The following is a 23,855-nucleotide window of genomic DNA, read 5'->3' on the forward strand; positions in this document are numbered from 1 at the left end:
CGATGACTATAAATAAGGTGGGAATAATCGCGAATACTGCCAAGGAAGGGTCAAGCGGTTATACGGTCGATCTGCGGAAATGGCTGCTCAAACGCGGTCTGGAGGTTTATCTCGAAGAGGGAATTGCCGCGGAAATAGGCCTTCTGGAACCTGAGAAAAGCAGGCTTTGGCTGCAGGCGGATCTGATCGTCGTGTTTGGCGGCGATGGAACGATACTGCGGACGGCCCGTTTGCTGTCGGAACACGATATCCCCATTGTCGGCGTCAACCTCGGCGTTTTTGGGTACCTCACCGAGGTGAACCTCGACGAGATGTACAGCGCGCTGGAGGAGATTCTTTCCGGAAGATTTCAGATCGAAACGCGGATGATGCTGCATGCGGAGATTCTGAAAGGCGATGCGCTTTTGCACGGGGGCTCGGTGCTCAATGACGTTGTCATCAATCGGGGCAATCTTTCCCGACTGGTGGAGCTGGAGACGTCGGTTGACGGCAGTTATCTGACGACCTTCAAGGCGGACGGCCTGATTGTGGCAACCCCGACCGGCTCCACTGCCTACTCTCTTGCCGCGGGGGGACCAATTGTTTTTCCGGAGCTGGGGTCCATCATCATAAATCCCATCTGTCCCCACACGCTGACAAACAGGCCGGTGATCCTGCCGGAAGATGCTGTCGTGGAGGTGATCCTCAATACCCAGGAATCGGGGGCGACGGTCACCATGGACGGGCAGATATCTTTTCCGATAAATTATAAGGACAGGGTTTTAATTAAAAGATCAGAACAGGTAACGAAACTGGTTTCCTCTCCCCAGCGAGGCTATCTGGAAATTTTGAGGACTAAATTGGGATGGGGCGGCTCCCAGACAGGACTCTCCCGCAAAGAAACCGATGCTATCTGAGTTGAATATCCGCGATTTCGCCATTATCGACGAACTGCAGGTGAGATTCACCGAAGGTCTGACCGTTATTTCCGGGGAGACGGGGGCGGGGAAGTCGATTCTTATCGGTGCGGTGGGGCTCCTTCTGGGGGAGAGGGCGAGCGCCGACATGATCCGTTCCCTGAAGGACGAGGCGGTTGTCGAGGCTCTTTTTGATATTCGCGGGCAAAAGACCCTGCAGGCAAGGATTAGCGAAATGGGGTTTGGAGAAGCAGACGAGATAATTATTCGTCGGGTGGTTTCCCGTTCCGGAAAGAACCGTGTTTATATCAACGGCCGGATCGGGGCGCTGTCTTCGCTGGCCGAAATCGGGGAATCGCTGATCAATATCTGCTCTCAGAATGCCCATCAAACGATCCTGCAGACGGATAACCAGATAGATATACTTGATGAATTTGGCAGCCTTTTGCCGCTACGCGAGGAATATCGAAAAATCTACGACTATTATCGCCTGCTGGGAGGCGAATTGCGTCTCCTTGAGGAGAAACAGGGCAAGCGGGCCGAGCGGGAGGAACTGCTGCGCTATCAAATTGAGGAGATCGGCCGCGCCGAGATCCTGGCCGGCGAAGATGCGGCCCTCTCCGAGGAAAAGAATATCCTCATCAATATTCAGAAGCTTTCGAATCTGTCGCAGTCAGCTTATGAATCACTTTATTCTAAAGAGGAATCAGTGCTTGCCGGGCTGCACGAGGTAGTTGCCGCGGTTAAGGAAATAAGAAAGATCGATCCTTCCCTGGGATTGTCAGGGCAGGAAATGGATGAATTTTATTACCGGATTGAGGAGGCGGCCCTGACGCTTCGCGATTACGCCAATCATCTTGCGTTCGATCCACTCCGGCTGGAGGCGATTGAAGAGCGACTGGAGCTTTTGGGGAACTTGAAAAGGAAATACGGGGGAACCCTCTTGGCTGTTTTGGAAAAATTTGGTGATGCGAAGAAGGAGATAGAAGCGATTTCGACGGTGGAGGATGAGATAACAGTACTGGCGGGCCGCATCGCTGAGGAAAAGAAACGGTTATGGGCGGCGGCGGCGGAGCTTTCCGCGCAGAGACGACAGGCCGCGTCGGTATTGATGAGTTCAGTCGAGGATGAGATCAGATCCTTGAGAATGGACAATGCCAGATTTGCGGTTGTTTTTCATGAACGCGAAAAAAGTAACGGTGAGGACGCTCCCCATGAGAAGGGGAACGATTTCCCGGAATTTTACCTGGCGGCGAATGTCGGCGAAGAGCTGAAACCACTGCGGAATGTGGCATCCGGCGGAGAGCTTTCCCGGATCATGCTCGCCTTTAAAAAGGTTTTGGCGACGACCGGTTCAGTAGGAACGATCGTTTTCGATGAGGTGGACAGCGGAATCGGCGGGGCGACAGCGGAGATCGTCGGCAAAAGACTTCAGGAAGTTGCCCGTAGTCATCAGGTCATCTGTATAACGCATCTCCCCCAGATTGCCTGCCGCGGGGAGCGTCATTATCTGGCAGCCAAACATGTTATTGAAAACCGAACGAGTACCAGTGTCTCCATTCTTTCTGATGATGAACGCGTCGAAGAGATAGCCCGAATGTTGGGCGGGGTGGAGTTGACTAAAAAAACGAGAGAGCACGCCCGGGAGATGCTTTTTACCGCCCGGTAAATTATTGAAAAGATGACAAGGGATGAAAAATGCTTAGAAAAGCGCGCATAGGCGACGTAAAGACCATTCACAGGCTGATCAATATCTCCGCCGGCAAGGGGGAGATGCTGCCCCGTTCGCTAATGGACATATACGGAAGCCTGAGGGATTTTTTTGTCTATTACAACGAAAGAGACGGTGAGATTGTCGGCACCTGCGCAATGAACATAACCTGGGAAAACCTCGCCGAAATTAGATCCCTTAACGTTGCAGAAGAGCGGAGACGAGAGGGGATTGGACGCAAACTGGTCGAAGCCTGCATATCCGAGGCGGTTACGCTGGAACTCTATCGGATATTCGCGCTTACATACCAGCGGGAGTTCTTTCTGAAGCTGGGTTTTCAGTATGTAGATCGCGATACCCTGCCGCAAAAGGTATGGTCGGACTGTTTGCGTTGTCCCAAATATCCCGATTTCTGCGATGAAATATCAATGATATTGGAGCTTTGACATGTTTGAACGGCTGTATCGAACTGTGCTGCGGCAGCGTTGGGGAGGTAGAAAGGGTCTCTTCAAAAGGGGAAATCTATTTTTTCCTTGCCGAAATTTCATCGACCTTGCGGTTTGGGGCCTGTCCACAAATAACCTGAACATCTTGCATCTCATCTTTGGGCCATCTTTGGCTGTGGCTCAATCACAAAATCCTCAACGTAGCGCTGCTACGTCTGCGGTTTTGTTCACTCGCCGCAACCAAATCCAACCCAAATCTGAGCGCAATTTTGCCCAGGTTATTTGTGGACAGGCCCTTATTGACTAAGTTGCAGGGAGATATTTGGCGCAACCGACGAAATATTTATTAAAAAATTCATTTTTTTCTTGATTCCTGTATCTCTTTGTGTTAGCAGGCAGGCAAACTATCAGCATTCTTTCGTTCCTTTTTTTATTGAGATAATAAGAGTTTGAAATTTGGGCTTGTTACAGCACAGCATTTGAAACGTTTCCCTGCTTATTTTAGCAGGCAAGGATGGTTCAGGGCGTTAGTCTTACAAGCGCTTCGCGGCAGTTATTAACCCACCAGAGGGGTGGTGACATTGTAATCCATCAAACCATTATTGAAAGGGGGAAAACAGGGATGACAAAAGCGGAATTGATTGCGGTAATAGCGGAAGAGGCTGAAATCACCAAAGCTGCGGCGGCAAAGGCTCTTGAGGCCTACGTGGGAACGGTAGCAAAGGAACTCAAGAAAAACGGCAAGATCGGACTGGTCGGATTTGGCGCTTTTTCGGTTGTCAAGAGGAAGGCGCGCGAAGGCAGAAACCCGCAGACCGGCAAGAAGATCAAGATCCCGGCCAAGAAGGTGGTTAAGTTCAAGGTTGGCAAGGATCTGGCCAGCAAAGTAAAGTAGTTTTCGTAACTAAAAAAAATTAAAAGAGGCTCCCATCGCGGCAAGGGGGCCTTTTTTATTTGGGGACAGATTTGCAATCTGTCCCCATTCATTGACACGACCGGACATTTCTGCTATGAACCCCACGGTTTTTAATCATTTTGATAGTATTTCCCCAGTGTTCATCGGCGATTATCAGCGAAAGGGAAACAGCTAACACAAAGGAGGTTTTTTTGTCTCGGAAAAGAATATTGAGCGGCATGCGGCCTACAGGGAAACTTCATCTCGGCAATCTTCACGGGGCGCTTGCTAACTGGGTAAATTTGCAGAATCATGGCGATTACGAATGTTTTTATTTTGTTGCCGATTGGCACGCGCTTACCAGCGACTACGCGACGACCGAAAATATAAGGGCCAATACAATTGATATGGTTATCGATTGGCTGGCCGCCGGCCTTGACCCGCGCCTAAGCACGCTGTTCATCCAGTCCTCGGTCAAGGAACATGCGGAACTCTTCCTCCTTTTATCCATGATCACCCCGCTGGCCTGGTTAGAGAGGAATCCCACCTACAAGGAGGTCAAGGAAGAGCTTGCCCAAAAGGATCTTTCGACATTCGGCTTTCTTGGATACCCGGTCCTGCAGGCAGCGGATATCATCATGTACAAGGCTTTCGGCGTTCCGGTCGGCATCGATCAGCTTCCCCACGTCGAGCTGACCCGCGAGATCGCCCGCCGTTTTAACTTTCTCTATGGCGAGATATTCCCGATTCCGGAGCCGCTCATGGCAGAGGTGCCGAAGCTTTTGGGTACGGACGGGCGAAAGATGAGCAAGTCTTACGACAACTCGATATTCATGAGTGACAAGGGCGCGGAGCTGAAAAAGAAGGTTGCGTCCATGTTCACCGATCCGCAGCGGCAGCGCAAAAGCGATCCCGGGCGCCCTGAACTCTGCAATGTTTATACCTTGCACGGGTTATATTCAGCGCCAGCAGAGGTGCTGGAGATAGCTGCCGCCTGCCGAAGTGCCGCCATTGGCTGCATCGAATGCAAAAGGCGGCTGGCTGAGGCTATCGCCGATGGCATGGGGCCCATTCACGAAAGACGGGAACACTATCTTGCCCACCCCCAAGAGGTGCGGGAAATTATTGAGGACGGCAACATTCGGGCAGGTTGCATCGCCGCTTCGACCTTGGCCGAGGTGCGCGAAGCCATGAAGATAAAACATGAGTTATGAGATCAAACTCGATGTCTTTGAAGGTCCGCTCGATCTTTTGCTTTATTTGATCCGGAAGAACGAGATTGACATCTACAATATCCCGGTAGCCCTCATTACCAGTCAGTATCTCGGATATCTTGGCGAAATGCGTTCCCTGAATCTCGATCTGGCCGGAGAATATCTGGTAATGGCGGCGACGCTTGCCCATATCAAATCACGGATGCTGCTGCCTGTGACAGATGAGGGCGGCGATGAGGAGGAAGGGGGGGAGGACCCCCGCGCGGAACTGGTCAAACAGCTTCTGGAGTATCAGGTTTACAAGGAAGCTGCCGGGCTTCTTTCCGCCCGGCCTCTTCTCGAAAGGGATGTGTTTAAACTGGGCGCTTATCCGGAGATGCTTCCCGCTCCGGAAAAAATGGAGATGGGCGTGCTGGAGGTCGATCTTTTTGAACTTGTGGAGGCTTTCCGCCGGATTGTTGCCGGTCTCGAAGTCGGGGAAGGGCTCGAGTTCAGCACCGAAAAACTTTCTCTGGCCGAGCGGATCAACGAAATTATGGAGATTCTGGCTAGGGAGGGGCAGATTTCCTTTTCTGAACTGGTCATAGACAAAACCCATAGAAAAATGGTAGTTTATACATTCCTTGCCATTCTGGAGCTTATAAAATTACGGATGGCAAAGGTGCGCCAGGCAGCGCCGTTTGGCGAGATAAGGCTTTTTCTGGCTGTCAAAGAGGAACTGGAAGCACCGAAGATGTTGGAAAATGCCGAGGTGTGATGGAAGAGAAAATCGCTATCCTGGAGGCGTTGATTTTTGCCTCGGAAACACCCCTTGCCGTCGAGAGGGTCGTCGAGATTTTCCCCGCTCTCAAGAAGCCTGAAATACTCAGTCTTTTTCAGGAACTGGCGGGGGAATATGAGAGGCGGGAAGGGGGCATCTCGCTTCAGGAGGTGGCAGGGGGTTTTCGTTTTCAGACAAGAATAGAAATGGCGCCCTGGGTCGGTAAATTGAAGGTGGTTCGTCCCACTTCCCTTTCTCCTTCCGCTCTGGAGACCCTGGCGATTATCGCCTATCGGCAGCCGGTTATGAAAGTGGAAATAGACCGGATCAGGGGCGTTGATACGGGCGGTGCACTGAAGGGGCTTTTAGAAAAAAAACTGGCAAGGATAGTAGGGAGAAAGGACGTTCCCGGAAAACCAATTATTTACGGAACATCGAAGAAATTCCTTGAGGTATTCAATTTGAAGGACCTTGCCGAATTGCCGACGCTTCGGGAAATGAAGGATTTTCGCCCTGCCGGGGAAACCGAAGGTTAGGGGTAAAAGCTCAGGCGGAAGACGGAACAAAGGGCCTGTCCACAAATAACCTGGGCAAGATTGCGCTCAGATTTGGGTTGGATTTGGTTGTGGCGATTGAACAAAACCGCAGACGTAGCAGCGCTACGTTGAGGATTTTGTAATTGAGCCACAGCCAAAGATGGCCCAAAGATGAGATGCAAGATGTTCAGGTTATTTGTGGACAGGCCCAAAGGTAGCGGTAGCGGGTTTTTGAGGGAAGGGTGTTCATCATGGAAGAACGATTGCAGAAGATTCTTGCCGGCGCCGGTGTCTCATCGCGACGCGCGGCGGAAAGAATGATCTCCGATGGCAGAATATCGGTAAACGGCGTAGTTGTACGCCAACAGGGAACGAAGGCTGATGCCGATCGTGATGAAATACGGGTGGACGGCAAGCTTATCTCCTGCGAAACGGAAAAGGTGTATATCGTTCTGAATAAACCGAGCGGGTATGTCACCACCCTGAGCGATCCGGAGGGAAGGCCGATCGTGACGGATCTGCTCAGTGGGGTTGCCGAGCGGGTGTTCCCGGTGGGACGTCTCGACTATGACTCAGAGGGGCTGCTCCTTTTGACCAATGATGGCGATTTTGCCCAGTGCCTTCAGCATCCCCGCTTCAAGGTTCCCAAAACCTACCGCGTCAAGATCGAAGGGCGTCTGAACAGGCTTGAACTGCAAAGCCTGGAAAAGGGAATGGAGCTTCCCGATGGGAAGTTTGCCCCGTCATCAGTCATTATGGAAAAGGTCAATCCGAAAAGCACCTGGCTGCTGCTTACCATCCATGATGGAAGAAATCGTGTAATAAGACGGGCCTTTGATTCGCTTGGCCATTCCGTTACCCGTCTGATCCGCGTCTCTTTTGGCGATCTTACCCTCGATTCTCTCGGCGAAGGCGAGTGGCGAGCCCTGCGTCATGGAGAAGTAGGACAGTTGATGGCCCAGTCCCAAGCGCAAAAAAACAGCAAAAAATTAGCTTGACATTAACTGTAAAATAAATATAGTCCCCGAAAAACAAAGGTGTTTTACCAATTTTGTTTCAGCCCGTCGCAAATCGGGTTTATTATCAGGGCGGGTGCCGCCGGCAGCAATAATTTAAGGAGGAATTAATGAACAAATCAGAGCTTATCGAGGCGCTGAGCCAAAAGGAAGAATTAACTGAGAAACTGGCAATGGACGTGGTTAATCTCGTTTTCGACGGTTTTTCCGAGGAATTGGCGAAGGGCGGAAGAATTGAGATCCGGGGTTTCGGCAGTTTCGTTGTCCGAGAGTACGACGCTTACACCGGCAGAAATCCCAAGACAGGGAAAAGCATAAAGGTTTCCCCCAAGAAGCTGCCTTTCTTTAAAGTCGGCAAGGAACTCAAGGAAAGGGTTGACGGCAGACGTTAATTCTTTCGCAGGTTATTCATAATTTTTACAGATAGCTTAATGCAGGCAAGCCGTGATTGTTACTGGTCACCGGCTTGCCTTTGTGTTGCAGCTTAGGCGTGTCTTTTGCTTGACGTCTGTAACCGGTTCAGGTCAGCATTCCCTCTTCGCGAAAACTGAAGAAGCGGTCTTCGCCGACTATGATATGGTCGTGAACGTTGATGTCGAGCAGCCGCGCTGTTTCACTGATTGTTTTGGTGATGCGCAGGTCTGCCTCCGAGGGGCGCACATGTCCTGACGGGTGGTTATGTACCAGGATGATAGCCGAGGCCTTTTTCCGGAGGGCATTTTCCAGCACCTGTCGGGGATATACCGTTGCCTGATTAACCGTTCCTTTCTGCAGCGTTTCAAATTCTATTATCTGGTTTTGCACATCGAGATAGATAACGCAGAACTCTTCGTCTCTTTTGCCTCCCAAGATCGTCCGGCAGAAGTTGATAAGCTCGGAGGTGCAGGAAATCTGCGGCTTCTCTTTGGCCTTCTGCTGCAAATACAAGGCGGAACCCTCCTTAAGCAGTTTAAAAAGGATTGCCGTATGGTCGCTTATGCCGTCAATCTTCTTCAATTCCGCTGGCTCCGCATCAATAATCCCTTTCAGGGAGCCGAACCGCGACAAAAGCTCCTTGGCGAGCGGTTTTATGTCACGGCGGGAAATCGCATAGGTGAGAAGCAGCTCCACGACCTCGTAATCGTGGAGTGCCTCTATCCCCGCCTTTATATATTTCATTTTGAGCCGCTGGCGATGGCCGCTGTTGTAATCTTTTTCATCCACGGTATTTGTCATTGTCCTGTATCGTCACCTCTTGAAAAATGGGTCAACCCTGCATACTATTCCGGCGGAAGCATGATCCGGCCTGTAGCAACCATTTCCCGAAGCTCTTTTTTGCTGAATTTTCCGACGCTTGTTTTAGGGATAACGTCGAGGAAGGCAAAATGGTCGGGGATCCACCAGGATGCCTTGACCTTATCCCGCAAGAATTCCCTGAGCTCCTCTGCGGTTGCGGATTGCCCCGCATTCAGGACAACGCAGCCCAAAGGGCGTTCAACCCATTTGCTGTGGGGGATGCCGATTACGGCGGCCTCGGCTACCGCCGGGTGGGCCATTATGAGATTTTCCAGGTCAACAGAGGATATCCACTCGCCCCCGCTCTTCACAAGGTCTTTTGTCCGATCAACGAGGTAAACGTAGCCATCTTCGTCTATCGTTCCAATGTCGCCGGTGTGGAACCAGCCTCCCTCAAAAACTTTCTTCGATATCTCCGGCGCCTTGTAGTATTGGTCAGCTATCCATGGCCCCCGCAGGAGGATTTCTCCCCACTGCTTTCCATCATTTTTTACCTCCTGACCGGTTTCGTTGACTATTTTCATCTCCAGACCGGTTGCCAGCAGACCGGCGCTTGATTTAACGCTGTAGAGTTTATCCATAGGAAGGTTGGTCATCGTGCTTTTCGGTGCGGCCACCATTGCCAACGGTGAGGCCTCGGTCATGCCGTAGGCCTGCATGATCGGAAAGCCGTACTTTTCATTCAGCGTTTCCATGAGAAAGCGGGGACACGCAGAGCCACCGGAAACAATGGTCTTGAGTGACGAGAAATCGTATTTCCCGCCATTTTCAAGATAGTTGTAAAGCATAAGCCAGATGGTCGGGACCCCAGCCGTGAAGGTTACCTTTTCATCGGCGATGGCTTTGCAGATTGCCTCCATGTTGATCGTTTCCCGCCCCGGGAGAATCTGCTTGCAGCCGAAACCGACACAGGCAAAGGGGCCTCCCCAGGCGTTGGCGTGGAACATGGGAACTATATGCAGAGCGCAGTCGCCTTCTGAAACGCGAAGCGTTACCGCTGCGGCGTAGCTGTGCAGCACGAGAGCCCTGTGGGAATAGACAACTCCTTTGGGATCTCCGGTAGTTGCCGATGTGTAACAGATCAGCGCCGGGTCATGTTCGCTCAAATTATCGGGGAAATCATAGCTGTCCGGAAAAGGGGCGATGAGATCGTCGTATAGATGGACCGGCGAGAGGCTGGTTTGAGGCAGCTTGCCTGTCTGTGAAAGGATGACGTAATGTTTGACAGTTGTCAGCTGATCCTTGATGGCGTCAATGATAAATACCAGGTCCTCGTCGATGAAGAGCACCTTGTCTTCAGCGTGGTTGATAATGTAAACAAGATGCGGAAGGGGAAGGCGAAAGTTTGTTGTATGCAGAACAGCCCCACTGCAAGGGACGCCGAAATACAATTCGAGGTGACGATGGGTGTTGAGCGCAAGACTTGCCACATGGTCGCCGCGTTTCACCCCGAGCTGCTGAAGGGCGTGCGCCAGGCGGCAGGTGCGTTTAAAGAAATCCGCATAGGTATAACGGAATATTTTATTGCCGGGATAAATGGACACCACTTCCTTTTTGGGAAAAAATTTTGCCGCATGTAAAAGAAAGGTCCTCAGTAACAACTGATAATCCATCATGGCTTTCTCCTCCTCCCTACAGAAAATTTTCGTCACTGTTTCATCTGTTCGCCTTTTTGAAATTAGCCCTTTTCAGCAGATCCAGCCAGATAATATATACTATCATTGACGCAGTGCAGACGGCCGCAGGAATGGCGGCCTCCTTCCCAAACAGTGTCAGGGCAAGGCCGCCCGCCATGCCCTGATTTTTCAGGGACCCGAGCAAGACGAGGCTCGTGCGCGTTGGAGCGGAAATTTTTAAAAACCCGCCAATCCTTTCTATCAGAAAGCCGAGGATAAAGTTTGTTGAGAAGGGGATGACTGCTACGGCCAGTAAAACGGGCTGGAGGCTGAGGAAAACGGCGCTGTTTAATCCCACCAGCGTGTACATGACCAGGAAGAAACTCCAGTTCGTTATTCCGCCTGCCCAGGGGGATATTTTTTTGCTCCAGCCCCTCCAGATCAGAAGGCGCGAGATGATGAGCGGCAGGATTATCAGTTCAAGTACGACCACCAGCAGTTTGAGCGGCGCAAAAGCCTCCGGACTGAGCAGCGTAAAGGCAATCAGCGGCATGACAACCAGCCCCCCAAGGTAGGCGCCGGCTGTCCCTATTAAAGATAAATCGCTGTTTCCCTTGAGAAAACCAGAAAAAGGTATAACCGCCACGGCGGGGGGGACTGCTGCGAGCAGGACAGTGCCGGCCCAGAGTTTTTCATCCTTCAGCAAAATGGCGCCGAGCCCGATAATAATGCCGCTCAAGAGGATGTAGTTCATGAGGATGCCGATAAAGGCGGGTAAAAGGAGCGTGCGGGGCCGGCGGAAGAGGTCATTGCCGATTTCCATGGTCGATAGGATCATTGTCAGGGCGAGCGCCGGCAGGATCAGTTGACTCGTTGTCTCGGAGGCACCGGGCAAAAACAGCCCCAGAACCAAAGCTGCAATAAAGATGAAATTTCTATTTCGTAACAACCCGTTCAGGGTGATCATGGGCGCGCCTTTATCGACGATGTCTTTGGCAACTGTGGTTATCTGCAAAGGGCTGATTATTAATTACAAACAGATATTTGAATTAAAGTCAAGAAATCCCCGCTTAGCCTCAGTGGGACCGAGGGGGATTCCCGATTTCTTATTGAACATAAGCTGATTTGCTTCGTTTCGCTATCCCTTTCACACTCTTGACGATGGCCAGCAATATCCCGCTGGTGAGGATAATCGAGGCGCCGGAGGGAAACTCAAGGGAGTATGAGATAAAAAGGCCGAGCAGACAGCTTGCGATTCCGAAGAAAATGGCAAGGACAATAATTTTGCGGAAGTTCATGGACAGCTCGGAGGCAATCGCAACGGGGATGGTCAAGAGAGCGATGACGAGAAGAATGCCGACGACCTGGATCAAGGTCACGATAGTGAGGGCGGCAAGGACGGTAAGGCCGGTTTTCAGTCCTTGAACAGGCAGATGTCTGGCCTGGGCGAATTCCTCATCGAGGGCGATGGCGACAAAACCTTTGTAGAAGATCGCGACGGTTATAACGACGATAAAAACGATGATGAGCATGATAGCTACATCCGTTCGGGGAACGGTCAGGATGTTTCCGAAAAGGAAGCTCAGCAGATCGGGGGCGTAGCCGGGGGTCAGATGGACAAAAACAATGCCGATGGCGACGCCTACGGCCCAAAATATCCCGATGAAAAGGTCGTTTTGACTGAGTTTCTTCTCTTCGAGCGAGCTCAGAAAGAGAGCTGCCGCAAGTACGAAGACAGTTGCCCCGTAAATGGGCCTTATCCCCAGCCAGTAAGCGATGCCGAGTCCGCCGAAGGCGGTGTGACTGAGCCCGCCGCTGATGAAAACCATCCTCCGGGCAACGATAAAAGGGCCGATCAGGCCGCAGGCGATGCTGGCCAGGATGGCGGCGAAAAGCGCGTTTTGCATGAACTCGTAGGATAAGATGTCGGTCACGTTTTTTTCACCTCCTGATGAGAGGGCAGGAGCGTATGGGGGATTCCGTGTCCCAGCAGTTCCACCGGGCAGCCGTAAACCTTCTCCAGAGTCGTTTCGCTCAACTCCCCCCGTTCATGGCAGTAGATGTTTGTGTTGAGACAGGCTATGTGTTGATAGATATTTGCATACGGGGTCGGGTCGTGGGTAACGACGACGATGCTCATTTCCTGCTGCAATTTTCCAAGGATGTCGATCAGGTCTGTCTGCGAGGCTATGTCCAGGGCGGTTGTCGGTTCGTCGAGGAACAGGGCGATCGGGGCGGCGACGAGGGCGCGGGCGATCAGAACCCGCTGCAACTGGCCGCCGGAAAGGTCGGTGATGTTGTCGTTCAGTTTATCATCAAGAGAAAGTTTCTGCAAAATGCTTCTGCTTTTTTCAATGCTTTCCCGGGAGCTTTGCTTCAGATAGTTGTCCCCGTGGATACAGCCGGTGCGGACCATGTCCAGAACGGAAATAGGAAAGCTTCGGTTGAATCCCGTCGTCTGAGGGACATAGCCGAGGCGATTTTTGGCATCGCCGCGGAAACTTATTTTTCCCGACCAGGGGGTGAGAATGCCGAGGATCAATTTCAGCAGGGTTGACTTCCCCCCCCCATTCGGGCCGATGATGAGGATAAAATCTCGTTCCCATATCTGTAACGACACATCCTCCAGTACGGCTCTTTTCCCGTAGCCATAGGCGACGTTCTCAACCTTAATGATGCTTTCCATTACAATTGCGCCCCTATTTTGTCAGAACGTGCGTCAGCGCGCCGGTGAATGTTCTCAACTCGCTTGGCCAGTTGCGCCCGAGCGGATTCACCTCGAAAATCCTCCCCCCCAGCTCACGGGCAATAGTTCGGGCGTTCCTGGCGTCAAAACCTTTTTGAACCAGCACGTCGCGCATGCCCTTTTTTCGCGCGAGATCGATAATGCCGCGGATGCGGGCGGCATTGCCCGGTTTTCCCTCTTCTTCAATCGGAATCTGAACGAGGTTGTATTCGTCGGCAAAGTATCCCCAGGCCGGGTGGTAAACCATAAAGCTGTAGCCGCCCTTGCCTTGCAGCGACTTTCTGATCCCTTGATCCAGACGGTCGATCTCCGCAAGAAACTCCGCCAAATTTCTTTCATACTCATCCTTGTGGGAAGGGTCATAGATTACAAGGGCTTTGGCAATATTAGCGGCGGCGATTCGCACCGACGCCGGCGAGGTCCAGGTATGCGGGTCGCCCGTGCGCAATTTCAACCCTGCGGAGGAGTCAATTATGGTCAGGTGGGGATTGCGATCAAGGAAGGTCAAGAGGAATTTCTTCTCGAAGGGGAAAGTCGGCGCTCCGACCTTTACATACATTCGTGAGTGGGAAAGGTTGATGAGCTGCCGGGGGGTTGGTTCGTAGGTGTCCGGATTCGCGCCGCCGGGGATCATGATATGAGTAGAGACGTGATTTTTCCCAATCCGTTCCGCGAAATAGGCCTGCGGCGGGACGCTGACGGCGATGTCGATCTTTTCGGAGGCGGCGAAGGCGGGGAATGTTACAAAAAACATCAAAAATGCCGTAATAATGATGGGAAATTGTTTTTTCATCATAGCCTTTCCGTTGTTACATTTGACGCTCAGTATGGTCAGCAGGAATGGATGCAAGCGTGTTGCTATTTTCTGCCTGTTGGCAGGGCGCGCAAATCCCCGTCAGTTGCACGTCGATTTTCTCGATAGAAAAATCGGCGGGCTGGGCCAGCCAATCCCAAGCTTGAGAAAGGGTTAACGAAGGCAGGCAGATGATGCGCCCGCAGCTCCGGCAGCGGAAATGGGGGTGAACCGGATTATGGGCGCAGGCCATTTCATAAGAGCTGATTCCATGTCCGTTTTCTATTTCCCTGATGATGCCGCTGTCACGAAGGGATGAAAGGATGCGGTAAACGGTAACCCGGTTGATCCTGATTTCCCCGGTCGTTTGCTGGAGGATTTCATTTGCGTTGAGCGGGTGGTCAGTGCCGAGCAGCGATTCCAGAACGGCCATTCTCTGCGCTGTCTTCGCAAGTCCCGAATTTTTTAGGGTTTCAGAAGCGTCGCACTGTTCTGTTCTCATCGCATTTTCCCCTTCCAGTTTAATCTTTCACAACCATTTATCATGAATGCAACCTATTTGCAAACAATAGAATTTTGTTTGTTGACAATGTCGGAAACGGGGATTATATCCACTTTCCAATAAGCGGATTGCGAACGGGGTCGGGCGGGTAAAAAAGGCGAAACGGTATGGCGGAAATATACAAAGCAGGAATAGATGCCGGTTCTACAACGGTAAAGCTGGTCGTCTGCGCTCAAAACGGGAGCATCTTATTCTCCCGTTATCGCCGCCACCATTCGTTGACGCTGGGGACGATAGCGGAAATGCTGATTGAGGCAAGGCAGGAGCTGGGAAATATCGTCCTCGATGTTGTTCTTACCGGTTCCGCCGGGATGGGGGTTGCCGAGTCTTTTCAGCTTCCCTTTATACAGGAAGTTGTCGCCTCGACAAAAATTGTCCAGCGCCGCTGGCCGGATGTCCGAACGCTGATAGAGATAGGGGGCGAGGATTCGAAAATCGCCTTTTTTGACAATCGTTTTCAGCCGGACATCCGCATGAACGGAAACTGCGCGGGCGGAACGGGCGCCTTTATCGAGCAGATGGCTGTGCTGCTGAATGAGCCTCTGAACAAACTGGACGAACTGGCCCAAAAAAGCGGCGCACTCTATCCGATAGCTTCCCGCTGCGGGGTTTTTGCCAAGACCGATGTTCAGGCCCTCTTGAGCAATCGCGTTTCCCGGGAGGATATTGCCGCATCGGTGTTTCATGCGATGGCGATTCAGGTGATCTCCTCCCTTTCCCGGGGGCATGACATTGAAAGCAAAGTGCTTTTTGCCGGAGGACCGCTGACCTTCTTTCCTTCTCTGCGGGCGGCCTTTATCCGCCTGCTTCAGCTTGATCCCGAAAAGGATATCGCCGCGGGTGAACATCCGGAACTGATGGCGGCAGTGGGGGCGGCTCTTTGCCATGCGGGAGAGGGTCTTGTGATCGAAATTGAAAAATGCCTTCAGCTTATCCAAAACGGGACAATGAAGGGGTGCAAGGAGGATCAGAAAAGGCTCCCGCCCCTTTTTTCCGATCAGCGGGAGGTGGAAATCTGGGAGGAGGAGCATCATCAAAAACGCGTTTGCCGGGTAGATGTTTCGGAGCTGAAAGGGGTTGCCTGTTTTCTGGGGATCGATTCCGGATCAACGACAACGAAGCTTGTCCTGATTGACGATAAAAGGCGGGTCGCCCTCACCTGGTATCAGTTGAATGGGGGCGATGCCATCGGCGCCGCCCGCCGGGGGCTCTTATTTTTCCGGGATGCCTGTCGCGAGGCGGGCGTTGCCCCTTTTGTCGCCAGGACCGCCGTTACCGGGTACGGAGAGGATTTGATCAGGGCGGCGTTTGCCATCGATGACGGCGTGGTGGAGACGGTTGCCCACTATCGCGCGGCCCGCCATTTTCTGCCCGAGGTCTCATTCATCCTTGACATCGGCGGTCAGGACATGAAGGCGATTTATGTGCGCGACGGGGGAATAGCCGATATTCAGATAAACGAGGCGTGCTCATCGGGCTGCGGTTCTTTCATAGAAACGCTCGCCAATTCCCTGAAGATCAGCGTCTCCGATTTTGCCGGAGTTGCCTGCAGGGCAGAGGCGCCCTTTGATCTGGGGACGCGCTGCACGGTTTTTATGAACTCGCGGGTAAAACAGGCCCTGCGCGAAGGAGCCACCGTTGGGGATATTTCCGCGGGACTCGCAAGTTCGGTGATCGGCAATACCCTCTACAAGGTTCTCAAGCTGCACGATCCCTCGGCGCTGGGCGATAAAATAGTCGTACAGGGAGGGACATTCCGCAATCCGGCGGTGCTGCGAGCGTTTGAGCTGGAGATCGGCCGGCAGGTGATCCGCCCGGATATCTCCGAGGCGATGGGGGCCTATGGCGCCGCCTTGACGGCCTTGCAGGACCGTCTTGCGGAACCGACGCGGGCTTCCACATTTCCGGGGCTGGACGCCGAGACACAGGAAAACATCATCGGGAAAAAGGAGTTACGGTGCAGCGGCTGCGAAAATAACTGCAAGGTTGCCCGGATAACTTTCAGCGGCGGGCGGAACTATTTTACCGGCAATCGCTGCGAACGCCACTTCAGCAACAAGGGCGCCGGGGGAAGGCAGGGAGAGAATCTCTTTATCGACCGCCTGAAGCTGATTTTCGACCAGCCCCTCCTGCCGGAACAGAAGCCGCTTCTGACCTTTGGCATTCCCCGCGCCTTGAACATGTTTGAAAACTTCCCCTTCTGGGCTAATTTCCTGACCGCCTGCGGCTTTAAGGTTGTCCTTTCCGCCCCGTCCGATACGAAGCTGTTTGAACGGGGGATACGAACGGTCATGTCCGACAATATCTGTTTTCCGGGGAAGCTTGCCAATGGGCATATCCTCGATCTGATAGAAAAAAAGGTTGAGCGAATTTTCTACCCGATCGTTGTCTTCGAGGCGAAGGAGGATGCGGACACGCTGAACAGTTTTAATTGTCCCGTTGTTACCGGATATCCGGATGTTATCCGCAGCGCGATCGACCCGGAGGGGCGATATGGACTCCCGCTCGACTGTCCTGTGGTCAGTTTCAGGTCGCGGGAGCTTCTCGAAAAGCAGCTTTACTCGTTTTTCAAGGGTTACGGGATCGCCAGAAAAACAATCTCCGCGGCGGTAACGAAGGGCAGAGAGGCGCAGCAACGGGTGCGGGAGGAAATGTCCCGGCGGGCGGTCGCCTTGATCGAGAAGGCCCGCGCGGAAAAGCGTTTTGCCGTGGTCGTTGCCGGCCGACCCTACCATGCCGATCCGCTGGTAAACCACGGCCTTCCCGAAATGCTCGCGGGGATGGGGGTGGATGTTATCCCCGAGAGTGCGGTTCCAGTTACTAAAGACGGTCATATACTTAAGGATATTAGCGTCTTGAGCCAGTGGGAATACACCAATCGTATCCTTGCCGTCTCCCGGTTTGTCGCCGCCAATCCCCATCTCGAACTGCTTCAGATCACCTCGTTCGGCTGCGGCCTTGATGCTATTTCCACCGACGAGGCGAGGGATATCATTACTGAAAAGGGGAAGGTTTATACGCTTATCAAAATGGACGAGATCTCTAATCTCGGGGCGGTAAGGATTCGTCTGCGCTCCATGCTCGATATAGCCAAAGAGAGGTCGCAAAGCTCAACGCCGCATGCATTGCCGCCCCTTTCCGCCGAGCGGGTTGAAGGAAAGGAAGCGGAAAGGACGATTATTGTCCCCTGGTTTTCTCCCTTTTATTCGCCGGCAATTCCGGCTATCTTTGCCTCGCTGGGCTATAAGGTGGAGCTTCTCGCCCCCCAGGAGCGTTCCTCGGTGGATGTAGGGCTCCGGTATGTCAACAACGACGTCTGCTACCCGGCGCTGATCGTTATCGGGGATATTGTCAAGGCCCTGCAATCAGGCAAATGGGACCCCACGAAAACTACCATATTGCTTACCCAGACCTTTGGGCAGTGCCGAGCGTCAAGCTATGTGCCGCTTGCCCGGAAGGCCCTTATCGCGGCAGGTTTTGGCGAGGTGCCGGTTATTTCCCTTTCCGAGAGCGATGCGCTTATTCATGCGGGCATCCCGATCGATCAGAAAAGACTGGTAAAACGACTGGCGCTGGGGCTGATGTTTGCCGATCCCCTGTCGAAAATGGCCCTGGCAACAGCGCCGCGCGAGCTCCATCCCGGCTCGGCCATGGTCCTTCAAAAGAAGTATCTTGACGAGTTGGGCATCCTTGTAAGCCGGGAAGACTTCGGACTTCTCCTCGCCATGCTGAAGGCGGCCATCCGCGATTTCAATATGATTCCGGTTCATGATGATCCGATTCCCGTAATTGGGCTGCTCGGAGAGATATTCGTCAAACACAATGAATTTTCCAATAACAACATCGTGGACTGGTTCAGAACAAAGGGGGTCGAGGTGGTCGTCCCCCCGCTGCTGAGTTTTTTCGAGCAGCGTTTCGTAAACGAGGAGTTCGATCAGCAGGCTTTTATGAAAAGCTCTCTTCGGGACCGAGTCGTTCTGGGTCTGCTGGGTAGGTATATAAGCGTTTACCTTCACCGCGTGGAGCGGGCCATGAAAGGATTCCGTTATTACCGGAGAACTTATGACCTCAAGGAACTGGCGGCTGATGCGGGCAAGGTGACAAGCCTTGCCAACCAGGCCGGCGAGGGGTGGCTGCTGCCGGCTGAGATCATCGCGATGGTGCGGCAGGGGATTGATCATATCGTCTGCCTGCAGCCGTTCGGCTGCCTGGCCAATCACATCATCGGCAAGGGAGTGGAAAAAAGGCTGAAGAAGCTGTATCCGCAGCTCAATCTGCTGTATATCGACATGGACCCGGGGACAACCGAGGTGAATATTCTGAATCGCCTCCACCTGATGGTGATGTCCGTTCAGGCGGAAATGAAGTGGCCGCGGCTCAAGGCCGAGGGGGAATAATTGACGGCAGAAATTATTACTTTCGCTGTTTGCCATGATGTTTATTGATCGCACGATTCTTTTCTGGATAATATGACAAAAAAAATCGGCATAGCCCTGGGAAGCGGTTCCGCCCGGGGGTGGTCGCATATCGGCGTATTGCAGAGCATCGTCGAAGCGGGAATTGCGGTCGATTTTGTCTGTGGTACGTCGGTCGGCGCCCTTGTTGCCGGTTCGTTTGCCGCCGGCTTTCTCGAACCTCTCGACCGCTGGGCAAGGCGGCTTTCGTGGTCGCATATTGTTGGTTTCATGGACATGAAGATTCCCCGTTCGGGGCTGATCGAGGGAGAAAAAATATCCGGATATTTACGTGAAATGATTACCGATCCCCTGATCGAGAATCTTCCTGTACCCTTTGCCGCAGTGGCGACCGATCTGAAAACCGGCAGGGAGGTGTGGCTCCGGGAAGGATCTTTGATAGAGGTTGTCCGGGCCAGCATCTCGCTTCCGGGAATTTTTACCCCCTGCGGGCGCAACGGACAGTGGCTTGTTGACGGCGGATTGGTGAATCCGGTCCCGACTTCGCTTTGCCGGGCGATGGGGGCCGATATTGTCGTAGCCGTTGATCTTAATTCCGATATCATGGGGAAAAAGAGGATACAGCGGATGGCTGCTCCCCCGGAAGGAGAAGGAAAGGGTGTTTCTCTTTCCGAACAGGGGCGGTGGGCCGATTTTCTCAAACAGGTGCAACTGAACGGCAAGTTAAAGCTTTTCGGGCAGATGTTTCAGGAGCAGCCGGACCGGAGCCCGACGCTCTTCGACGTCTTGGCCACATCCGTTAATATCATGCAGGACAAGATAAATCAGCAGCGGCTCCTTGAGGATCCGCCGGACCTCGTCATCCGTCCCAAACTTTCCGACATCGGCCTGATGGAGTTCAATCGCGCTGCCGAGGCGATTGATGAAGGCAAAAGGGAGATGGACATGAATATTCCGGCTCTTCGTGAGCTGATGGTAAATGCTGAGTGACGGGAAGTTTTAAAAAACTGGACATCAACGGGGAAAAAACGGGGCGAAAATGCTCCGACGGTCAAATCGTTATCTCCAGTCCGTCCGTTGCGGCGATTGTTTGCGGAAATATTGCGGCGGCGGTTCGCCTTGCATCGTCTCGTTCTTCAAGGGTCTGATACAAAAAAGCGTCGAAGTGGGTGAGGGCGAGGCGTTTCGCCTTGGCCTCGGCGGCGATTCGGGCCGCCGTCTCCGGGTTCAGGTGCGGCCAGGCCTCATTCGCCTGTCCCCTTTTAAAGGCGCATTCGGTGATCAGCATATCGGCGTCAGTCCCTATCCGGACCGCATTTTCGCAATAACCGGTGTCGGAGCAATGGCCGATTGTTACCCCCTCAACTTCCAATCGGTAGCCAAGCGTCAGGGATGCGTGCCGGAGCGGCAGCGCCTGGACAAAGAAGGGAAGGGAGGATGACTCTTCCGGCATTTCCAATATGTCCGAGGGATAGGGCAGTTGCGCAAGCGGCATGGTGAAAGGGGCATTGAGCAGGGTGTCGAGAATCCGGTTTGTGTTTTTTGGCCCGCAGATGGTGAGTTTTTCCCGGAAATTAAATTTCCCCAGGATGTGCAGCCCCGCCAGATGATCGAGGTGAAAGTGGCTTATGAAGATAAAAACAGGTTTTCTGCCGCTGATGTAGCGGTCAACTCGCTGAATGCCGTTCCCGGCGTCGAAGATGATATCAAAGTTTTTGGTCTGGACAAGGGTTGAAAGTGTGTTCCCCGTCTTTGTATCGTACCAGCCGTTTGTCCCTAAAAAGACGATCTTCATTTTCATTCTCCGCATCTTTGTCTATGAGCGCCGGGGGAAGTCCGCCATTAAATTGATCTGCCGGCAACGATAATTTATCCTGCCGGCGAATGAACGGACGAAGGAGCGAACTGCTTTCTCTGGCGGCGGGTGGGACATAGCACAATTTAGGGAAGGATGTCTATTTCAACGCAAAAATTATAACCGCCAGATCATATATTTTAACAGACGTTAAATAAATATTGACAGGGGATAGCGGGTAGGATACAAAAAATCAAACAGTCGTAAAATAGCCCTCTCCAAGTTATCAGTCTTAGTTACAAGCTTGTTTAGACGGCATTATAAAATGAATGAAGGGAAAGGCAGCCTATGAAAAAAATATTGGTTATAATCTTGATAGTATTGGTCGTTTTGGGACTGAGCATATGGCTATTTCTGCCCGCAGGGTTGCGCGCCCTGGGACTGCATCCGGATTACCTCGGTGAAAAATACCAACTTCCCGGCGGCAGGGCCCTGATCATCACAACCAGTCAAGATCAGCTTGGACCAAACGGGGCGAAAACCGGCGTCTTCGGGTCGGAGATGACTGTTCCTTATTATGAGTTCACTGAAGGCGGGATGAAGGTTGAAATAGCCAGTGTCAAGGGGGGGGAAATCCCCATTGATCCCCTGTCTTTTAAATGGCCTATCAAAACAGCCGCTGATGCCCGCTTCCTGAATGATCCAGAGTTTCAGCGGAGGGTCAAACAGTCCCTTCCGCTCGCCACAGTTGATTTCACCGGTTACGATATCATCTATCTTGCCGGCGGGTGGGGAGCGGCTTATGACCTGGGCGCTTCCGCAGCGCTGGGCCGAAAAATCAGCCAGGCCTATTCAGCCGGCAAGGTTATAGGAGGGGTTTGTCACGGTCCGCTTGGTCTGCTTTTGGCGACGGATCAAAACAATTTTCCCCTGGTAAAGGGACGTCATCTTACCGGAGTGACGGACAAGCAGGTCAGGGAACTGGGGATTACCATGACGCCCCAGCATCCGGAGCGGGAACTGCGGGCGGCCGGAGCGCTCTTTGAGGGCCGGACGGCCTTCCGGGATATGTTTGCCAATCACTCGGTGGTGGACGGCCAACTGGTAACCGGTCAAAACCAGAATGCCAGCGCGGAAGTGGCCAATAAAATGATGATGACCGCCAAAGGAAAAATTCGATGAACGAACCACTACCCATCTCTTCAGGAGAAAAAGTTTCTCGCTTTATCATCGGTCTGATCGGACTGTTCTTTTTGTTTCTCGGCATCGGGTTTTATACGTTTCCGGAGCTGCTGGCCGCGGCATTTTTTATTCAGCCGCTTTCCCTGCAGGGATTAAACTCGCTAAGAGGAGATTTCGGCGGTGTTTTTCTGGGAATGAGTTTTTTTTGTTTTTTTGGGGCTGCAACCGGCCGACGCCGCTGGCTTGTTGTTACGATCATTTTTCTGCTGCTGATAGTTTCCGGACGTCTGCTCAGTTTCGCTCTGGACGGCTTTTCGGCAGCAGGGCTTCAGTCGGTGATAATTGAGATCGTTTTGCTGATTGTTTTGACGGCCTCGACCGTCATGATTCCCCCCAAAAATGAATCTGATAAAAGCCATCAGGAAGAGATAAAACTTCGCAACAGCAGATACACCCGACGTCAGACCCTTAAAATAATTGAAGTTTCCCTGGCAGCTCTCATTGCCGCGATCGTAACCGGCCTGATTTTCTCCCGGAGAAAGATCGGATTGTCCCTGGTAAACGAGATTGCCGCCAAATTTATCACCAAAGATCCCCTGCGCGACCTGCCTGACGGTCTTCATGTCATTCTTTGCGGATCCGGATCCCCAATGCCCGATGCAAGACGGGCATCAGCCGGCACGGCCGTTATCGCCGGGAAAAATCTTTACGTGGTCGATGCCGGCCCGGGCAGTGAGAGAAAACTGGAGCTCATGAGAATAAATCCCGGGGGAGTCAAGGCCGTTTTACTTACCCATTTTCATTCCGATCACATCGGCGACCTGGGAGAACTGATGCTGAAGAGATGGTCATCCGGTTCAGCGAAAAATCCTCTTGATGTGTTCGGTCCGACCGGCGTCGAGACAGTGGTTAATGGGTTCAATCTGGCCTACGCGCTGGACTCCGGATACCGGATCGCCCATCACGGTGCGGCAATCTGTCCGCCCGCTGGCGCCGGAGGCACGGCCAGAACATTTAATTTCCCGGCGGGGAAAAATGAAACCGTCATTATTGAAGAAAACGGCGTCAGGATAACCGCCTTCGCGGTTGATCATCGTCCGGTAACGCCGGCAGTCGGCTATCGTTTTGATTACAAGGGCCGCTCCGTCGTGATCAGCGGCGATACGGTTCCGTGTCAATCGCTTCTCAACCAGGCCAGGGGGGTTGACGTGCTGGTGCATGAGGCCCTCCAGCCGGCCATAAACAATATCCTGAGGGACGTGAACAGAAAATTCGGCAGGTTCAACCTGGCAAAAATAATGAGTGATATAAATGGCTACCACACATCGACAGAGGATGCGGCCAAAATCGCCGGAGAGGCGGGAGTTAAACATCTGCTTTTGACCCACATCCTGCCGCCTCTTCCTGTTTCCGATCTGGAGGAGGCGTTTCTGGGTGACGCCGAAAAATTTTATAAAGGCCCGATTACCATCGGTGAGGACGGCATTTCTTTGAGCCTGCCTGCCGGAACCAAGGATATTATCAAACGGGCGCTCTTGTAAGCATTGTCCATTTTTGCCCTTCGTTGCGTCCGATACGGGCATGGTGGTTAATTGGCCCAGTAGGTATATTCCCCTTTCCCGCTTTTCGGAAGGCCCAGGGGCGCATCGATGTAGATGCGTCCTTCTATTATAATTTGCGCCGCCATTGTCGCTTGTGAACATCACGATGGTGTTTCCGTTGAGTCCTTGCGCCGTTAATTCCGCAAGCACCCTGCCGATTCCCCGGTCGAGGGACTTGAGCATCGCGGCATAGACCAGTAAACGATGATCCCTGATGTCCGCAAGCGAGTAGTAATCAGCTTTCAAGGCCTGAAGCGGCGTGTGCGGAGTGTTATAGGCCGGGTACAGGAAAAACGGCCGCTCCTTGTTGGCCGCAATGACCTTGACTGCTTCGTTCGACAGATAGTCCGTCATATATTCGGGGGGGGGTGAAGCGCTTCGAGCCGTTGCGAGTAA

General features: G+C 52.7%; 21 protein-coding genes. 13 read left to right on the forward strand and 8 right to left on the reverse strand.

Translation table 11 applies throughout. From position 1 onward, the window contains the following. Positions 1-2 precede the first annotated feature (2 nt). From M0P74_00300 to M0P74_00340, 9 genes are all read left to right on the forward strand, one after another. Complete coding sequence (locus tag M0P74_00300) at positions 3-896, forward strand: NAD(+)/NADH kinase (protein MCK9362034.1); 894 nt, start codon at positions 3-5, stop codon at positions 894-896. Continuing rightward, entirely contained in the window at positions 886-2,565 is a 1,680-nt protein-coding gene (gene recN / locus M0P74_00305) for a DNA repair protein RecN (protein MCK9362035.1), read from the forward strand. Before M0P74_00300 ends, recN begins: the two co-directional genes overlap by 11 nt. 29 nt (positions 2,566-2,594) lie before the next feature. Beyond that, positions 2,595-3,053, forward strand: coding sequence for an N-acetyltransferase (locus tag M0P74_00310; GenBank protein MCK9362036.1), 459 nt, complete (start codon positions 2,595-2,597; stop codon positions 3,051-3,053). A 622-nt stretch (positions 3,054-3,675) separates the two neighbouring features. Further along, complete coding sequence (locus M0P74_00315) at positions 3,676-3,948, forward strand: HU family DNA-binding protein (protein ID MCK9362037.1); 273 nt, start codon at positions 3,676-3,678, stop codon at positions 3,946-3,948. 212 nt (positions 3,949-4,160) lie between these two features. Continuing rightward, a complete protein-coding gene (gene trpS / locus M0P74_00320) occupies positions 4,161-5,162 on the forward strand; it encodes a tryptophan--tRNA ligase (GenBank protein ID MCK9362038.1) in 1,002 nt (333 codons plus the stop codon). Next, entirely contained in the window at positions 5,152-5,919 is a 768-nt protein-coding gene (locus M0P74_00325) for a segregation/condensation protein A (protein MCK9362039.1), read from the forward strand. The genes trpS and M0P74_00325 overlap by 11 nt, the downstream gene beginning before the upstream one ends. Beyond that, positions 5,919-6,458, forward strand: coding sequence for an SMC-Scp complex subunit ScpB (gene scpB / locus M0P74_00330; protein ID MCK9362040.1), 540 nt, complete (start codon positions 5,919-5,921; stop codon positions 6,456-6,458). Before M0P74_00325 ends, scpB begins: the two co-directional genes overlap by 1 nt. Positions 6,459-6,709: 251 nt before the next feature. Next, positions 6,710-7,456 carry an rRNA pseudouridine synthase gene (locus M0P74_00335; protein MCK9362041.1) on the forward strand — a complete coding sequence of 249 codons (747 nt, stop codon included), beginning with the start codon at positions 6,710-6,712 and terminating at the stop codon, positions 7,454-7,456. Positions 7,457-7,584: 128 nt separating this feature from the next. Next, positions 7,585-7,866 (forward strand): integration host factor subunit beta, encoded by a 282-nt coding sequence (locus M0P74_00340; GenBank protein ID MCK9362042.1) that lies wholly within the window; start codon positions 7,585-7,587, stop codon positions 7,864-7,866. A 127-nt stretch (positions 7,867-7,993) separates the two neighbouring features. Here M0P74_00340 and radC read toward each other — a convergent pair whose 3' ends face one another. From radC to M0P74_00375, 7 genes are all read right to left on the reverse strand, one after another. Further along, a complete protein-coding gene (gene radC, locus M0P74_00345) occupies positions 7,994-8,689 on the reverse strand; it encodes a DNA repair protein RadC (GenBank protein ID MCK9362043.1) in 696 nt (231 codons plus the stop codon). A gap of 44 nt (positions 8,690-8,733) precedes the next feature. After that, a complete protein-coding gene (locus M0P74_00350; protein MCK9362044.1) occupies positions 8,734-10,365 on the reverse strand; it encodes a long-chain fatty acid--CoA ligase in 1,632 nt (543 codons plus the stop codon). A 40-nt stretch (positions 10,366-10,405) separates the two neighbouring features. Continuing rightward, the gene (locus tag M0P74_00355) at positions 10,406-11,380 is read right to left on the reverse strand and encodes a hypothetical protein (GenBank protein ID MCK9362045.1); all 975 of its coding nucleotides are present in this window, start codon (positions 11,378-11,380) and stop codon (positions 10,406-10,408) included. Positions 11,381-11,471: 91 nt separating this feature from the next. After that, entirely contained in the window at positions 11,472-12,299 is an 828-nt protein-coding gene (locus M0P74_00360; protein MCK9362046.1) for a metal ABC transporter permease, read from the reverse strand. Continuing rightward, the gene (locus M0P74_00365) at positions 12,296-13,051 is read right to left on the reverse strand and encodes a metal ABC transporter ATP-binding protein (protein MCK9362047.1); all 756 of its coding nucleotides are present in this window, start codon (positions 13,049-13,051) and stop codon (positions 12,296-12,298) included. The genes M0P74_00360 and M0P74_00365 overlap by 4 nt, the downstream gene beginning before the upstream one ends. Before the next feature lie 13 nt (positions 13,052-13,064). After that, a complete protein-coding gene (locus M0P74_00370) occupies positions 13,065-13,907 on the reverse strand; it encodes a zinc ABC transporter substrate-binding protein (GenBank protein ID MCK9362048.1) in 843 nt (280 codons plus the stop codon). A gap of 13 nt (positions 13,908-13,920) precedes the next feature. Continuing rightward, positions 13,921-14,406 (reverse strand): transcriptional repressor, encoded by a 486-nt coding sequence (locus M0P74_00375; protein MCK9362049.1) that lies wholly within the window; start codon positions 14,404-14,406, stop codon positions 13,921-13,923. 167 nt (positions 14,407-14,573) lie between these two features. Here M0P74_00375 and M0P74_00380 point away from each other — a divergent pair, with 167 nt between their 5' ends. Both M0P74_00380 and M0P74_00385 read left to right on the forward strand, forming a co-directional pair. Further along, on the forward strand, positions 14,574-18,863 hold the full coding sequence (locus tag M0P74_00380; protein MCK9362050.1) for an acyl-CoA dehydratase activase: 4,290 nt from the start codon (positions 14,574-14,576) through the stop codon (positions 18,861-18,863). 72 nt (positions 18,864-18,935) lie between these two features. Next, entirely contained in the window at positions 18,936-19,871 is a 936-nt protein-coding gene (locus M0P74_00385) for a patatin-like phospholipase family protein (GenBank protein ID MCK9362051.1), read from the forward strand. A 61-nt stretch (positions 19,872-19,932) separates the two neighbouring features. On the opposite strand, the gene M0P74_00390 is transcribed toward M0P74_00385, so the two are convergent. Beyond that, on the reverse strand, positions 19,933-20,676 hold the full coding sequence (locus M0P74_00390; GenBank protein ID MCK9362052.1) for a ribonuclease Z: 744 nt from the start codon (positions 20,674-20,676) through the stop codon (positions 19,933-19,935). 348 nt (positions 20,677-21,024) lie between these two features. On the opposite strand from M0P74_00390, the gene M0P74_00395 reads away from it, so the two are divergent. Both M0P74_00395 and M0P74_00400 read left to right on the forward strand, forming a co-directional pair. Beyond that, positions 21,025-21,858 (forward strand): type 1 glutamine amidotransferase domain-containing protein, encoded by an 834-nt coding sequence (locus M0P74_00395; GenBank protein ID MCK9362053.1) that lies wholly within the window; start codon positions 21,025-21,027, stop codon positions 21,856-21,858. After that, entirely contained in the window at positions 21,855-23,399 is a 1,545-nt protein-coding gene (locus tag M0P74_00400; protein MCK9362054.1) for an MBL fold metallo-hydrolase, read from the forward strand. Before M0P74_00395 ends, M0P74_00400 begins: the two co-directional genes overlap by 4 nt. The last annotated feature ends 456 nt before the right edge of the window (positions 23,400-23,855 follow it).

It is taken from the genome of Syntrophales bacterium, assembly GCA_023229765.1.
Taxonomy (GTDB): domain Bacteria; phylum Desulfobacterota; class Syntrophia; order Syntrophales; family UBA5619; genus DYTH01.

What these genes read in the sequence shown, in the direction of transcription:
- M0P74_00300 (MCK9362034.1), top strand. Translation starts at nt 3, where the DNA reads ATGACTATAAATAAGGTGGGAATAATCGCGAATACTGCCAAGGAAGGG.
- recN (MCK9362035.1), top strand. Translation starts at nt 886, where the DNA reads ATGCTATCTGAGTTGAATATCCGCGATTTCGCCATTATCGACGAACTG.
- M0P74_00310 (MCK9362036.1), top strand. Translation starts at nt 2,595, where the DNA reads ATGCTTAGAAAAGCGCGCATAGGCGACGTAAAGACCATTCACAGGCTG.
- M0P74_00315 (MCK9362037.1), top strand. Translation starts at nt 3,676, where the DNA reads ATGACAAAAGCGGAATTGATTGCGGTAATAGCGGAAGAGGCTGAAATC.
- M0P74_00325 (MCK9362039.1), top strand. Translation starts at nt 5,152, where the DNA reads ATGAGTTATGAGATCAAACTCGATGTCTTTGAAGGTCCGCTCGATCTT.
- scpB (MCK9362040.1), top strand. Translation starts at nt 5,919, where the DNA reads ATGGAAGAGAAAATCGCTATCCTGGAGGCGTTGATTTTTGCCTCGGAA.
- M0P74_00335 (MCK9362041.1), top strand. Translation starts at nt 6,710, where the DNA reads ATGGAAGAACGATTGCAGAAGATTCTTGCCGGCGCCGGTGTCTCATCG.
- M0P74_00340 (MCK9362042.1), top strand. Translation starts at nt 7,585, where the DNA reads ATGAACAAATCAGAGCTTATCGAGGCGCTGAGCCAAAAGGAAGAATTA.
- radC (MCK9362043.1), bottom strand. Translation starts at nt 8,689, where the DNA reads ATGACAAATACCGTGGATGAAAAAGATTACAACAGCGGCCATCGCCAG.
- M0P74_00350 (MCK9362044.1), bottom strand. Translation starts at nt 10,365, where the DNA reads ATGATGGATTATCAGTTGTTACTGAGGACCTTTCTTTTACATGCGGCA.
- M0P74_00365 (MCK9362047.1), bottom strand. Translation starts at nt 13,051, where the DNA reads ATGGAAAGCATCATTAAGGTTGAGAACGTCGCCTATGGCTACGGGAAA.
- M0P74_00370 (MCK9362048.1), bottom strand. Translation starts at nt 13,907, where the DNA reads ATGATGAAAAAACAATTTCCCATCATTATTACGGCATTTTTGATGTTT.
- M0P74_00375 (MCK9362049.1), bottom strand. Translation starts at nt 14,406, where the DNA reads ATGAGAACAGAACAGTGCGACGCTTCTGAAACCCTAAAAAATTCGGGA.
- M0P74_00380 (MCK9362050.1), top strand. Translation starts at nt 14,574, where the DNA reads ATGGCGGAAATATACAAAGCAGGAATAGATGCCGGTTCTACAACGGTA.
- M0P74_00385 (MCK9362051.1), top strand. Translation starts at nt 18,936, where the DNA reads ATGACAAAAAAAATCGGCATAGCCCTGGGAAGCGGTTCCGCCCGGGGG.
- M0P74_00390 (MCK9362052.1), bottom strand. Translation starts at nt 20,676, where the DNA reads ATGAAGATCGTCTTTTTAGGGACAAACGGCTGGTACGATACAAAGACG.
- M0P74_00395 (MCK9362053.1), top strand. Translation starts at nt 21,025, where the DNA reads ATGAAAAAAATATTGGTTATAATCTTGATAGTATTGGTCGTTTTGGGA.
- M0P74_00400 (MCK9362054.1), top strand. Translation starts at nt 21,855, where the DNA reads ATGAACGAACCACTACCCATCTCTTCAGGAGAAAAAGTTTCTCGCTTT.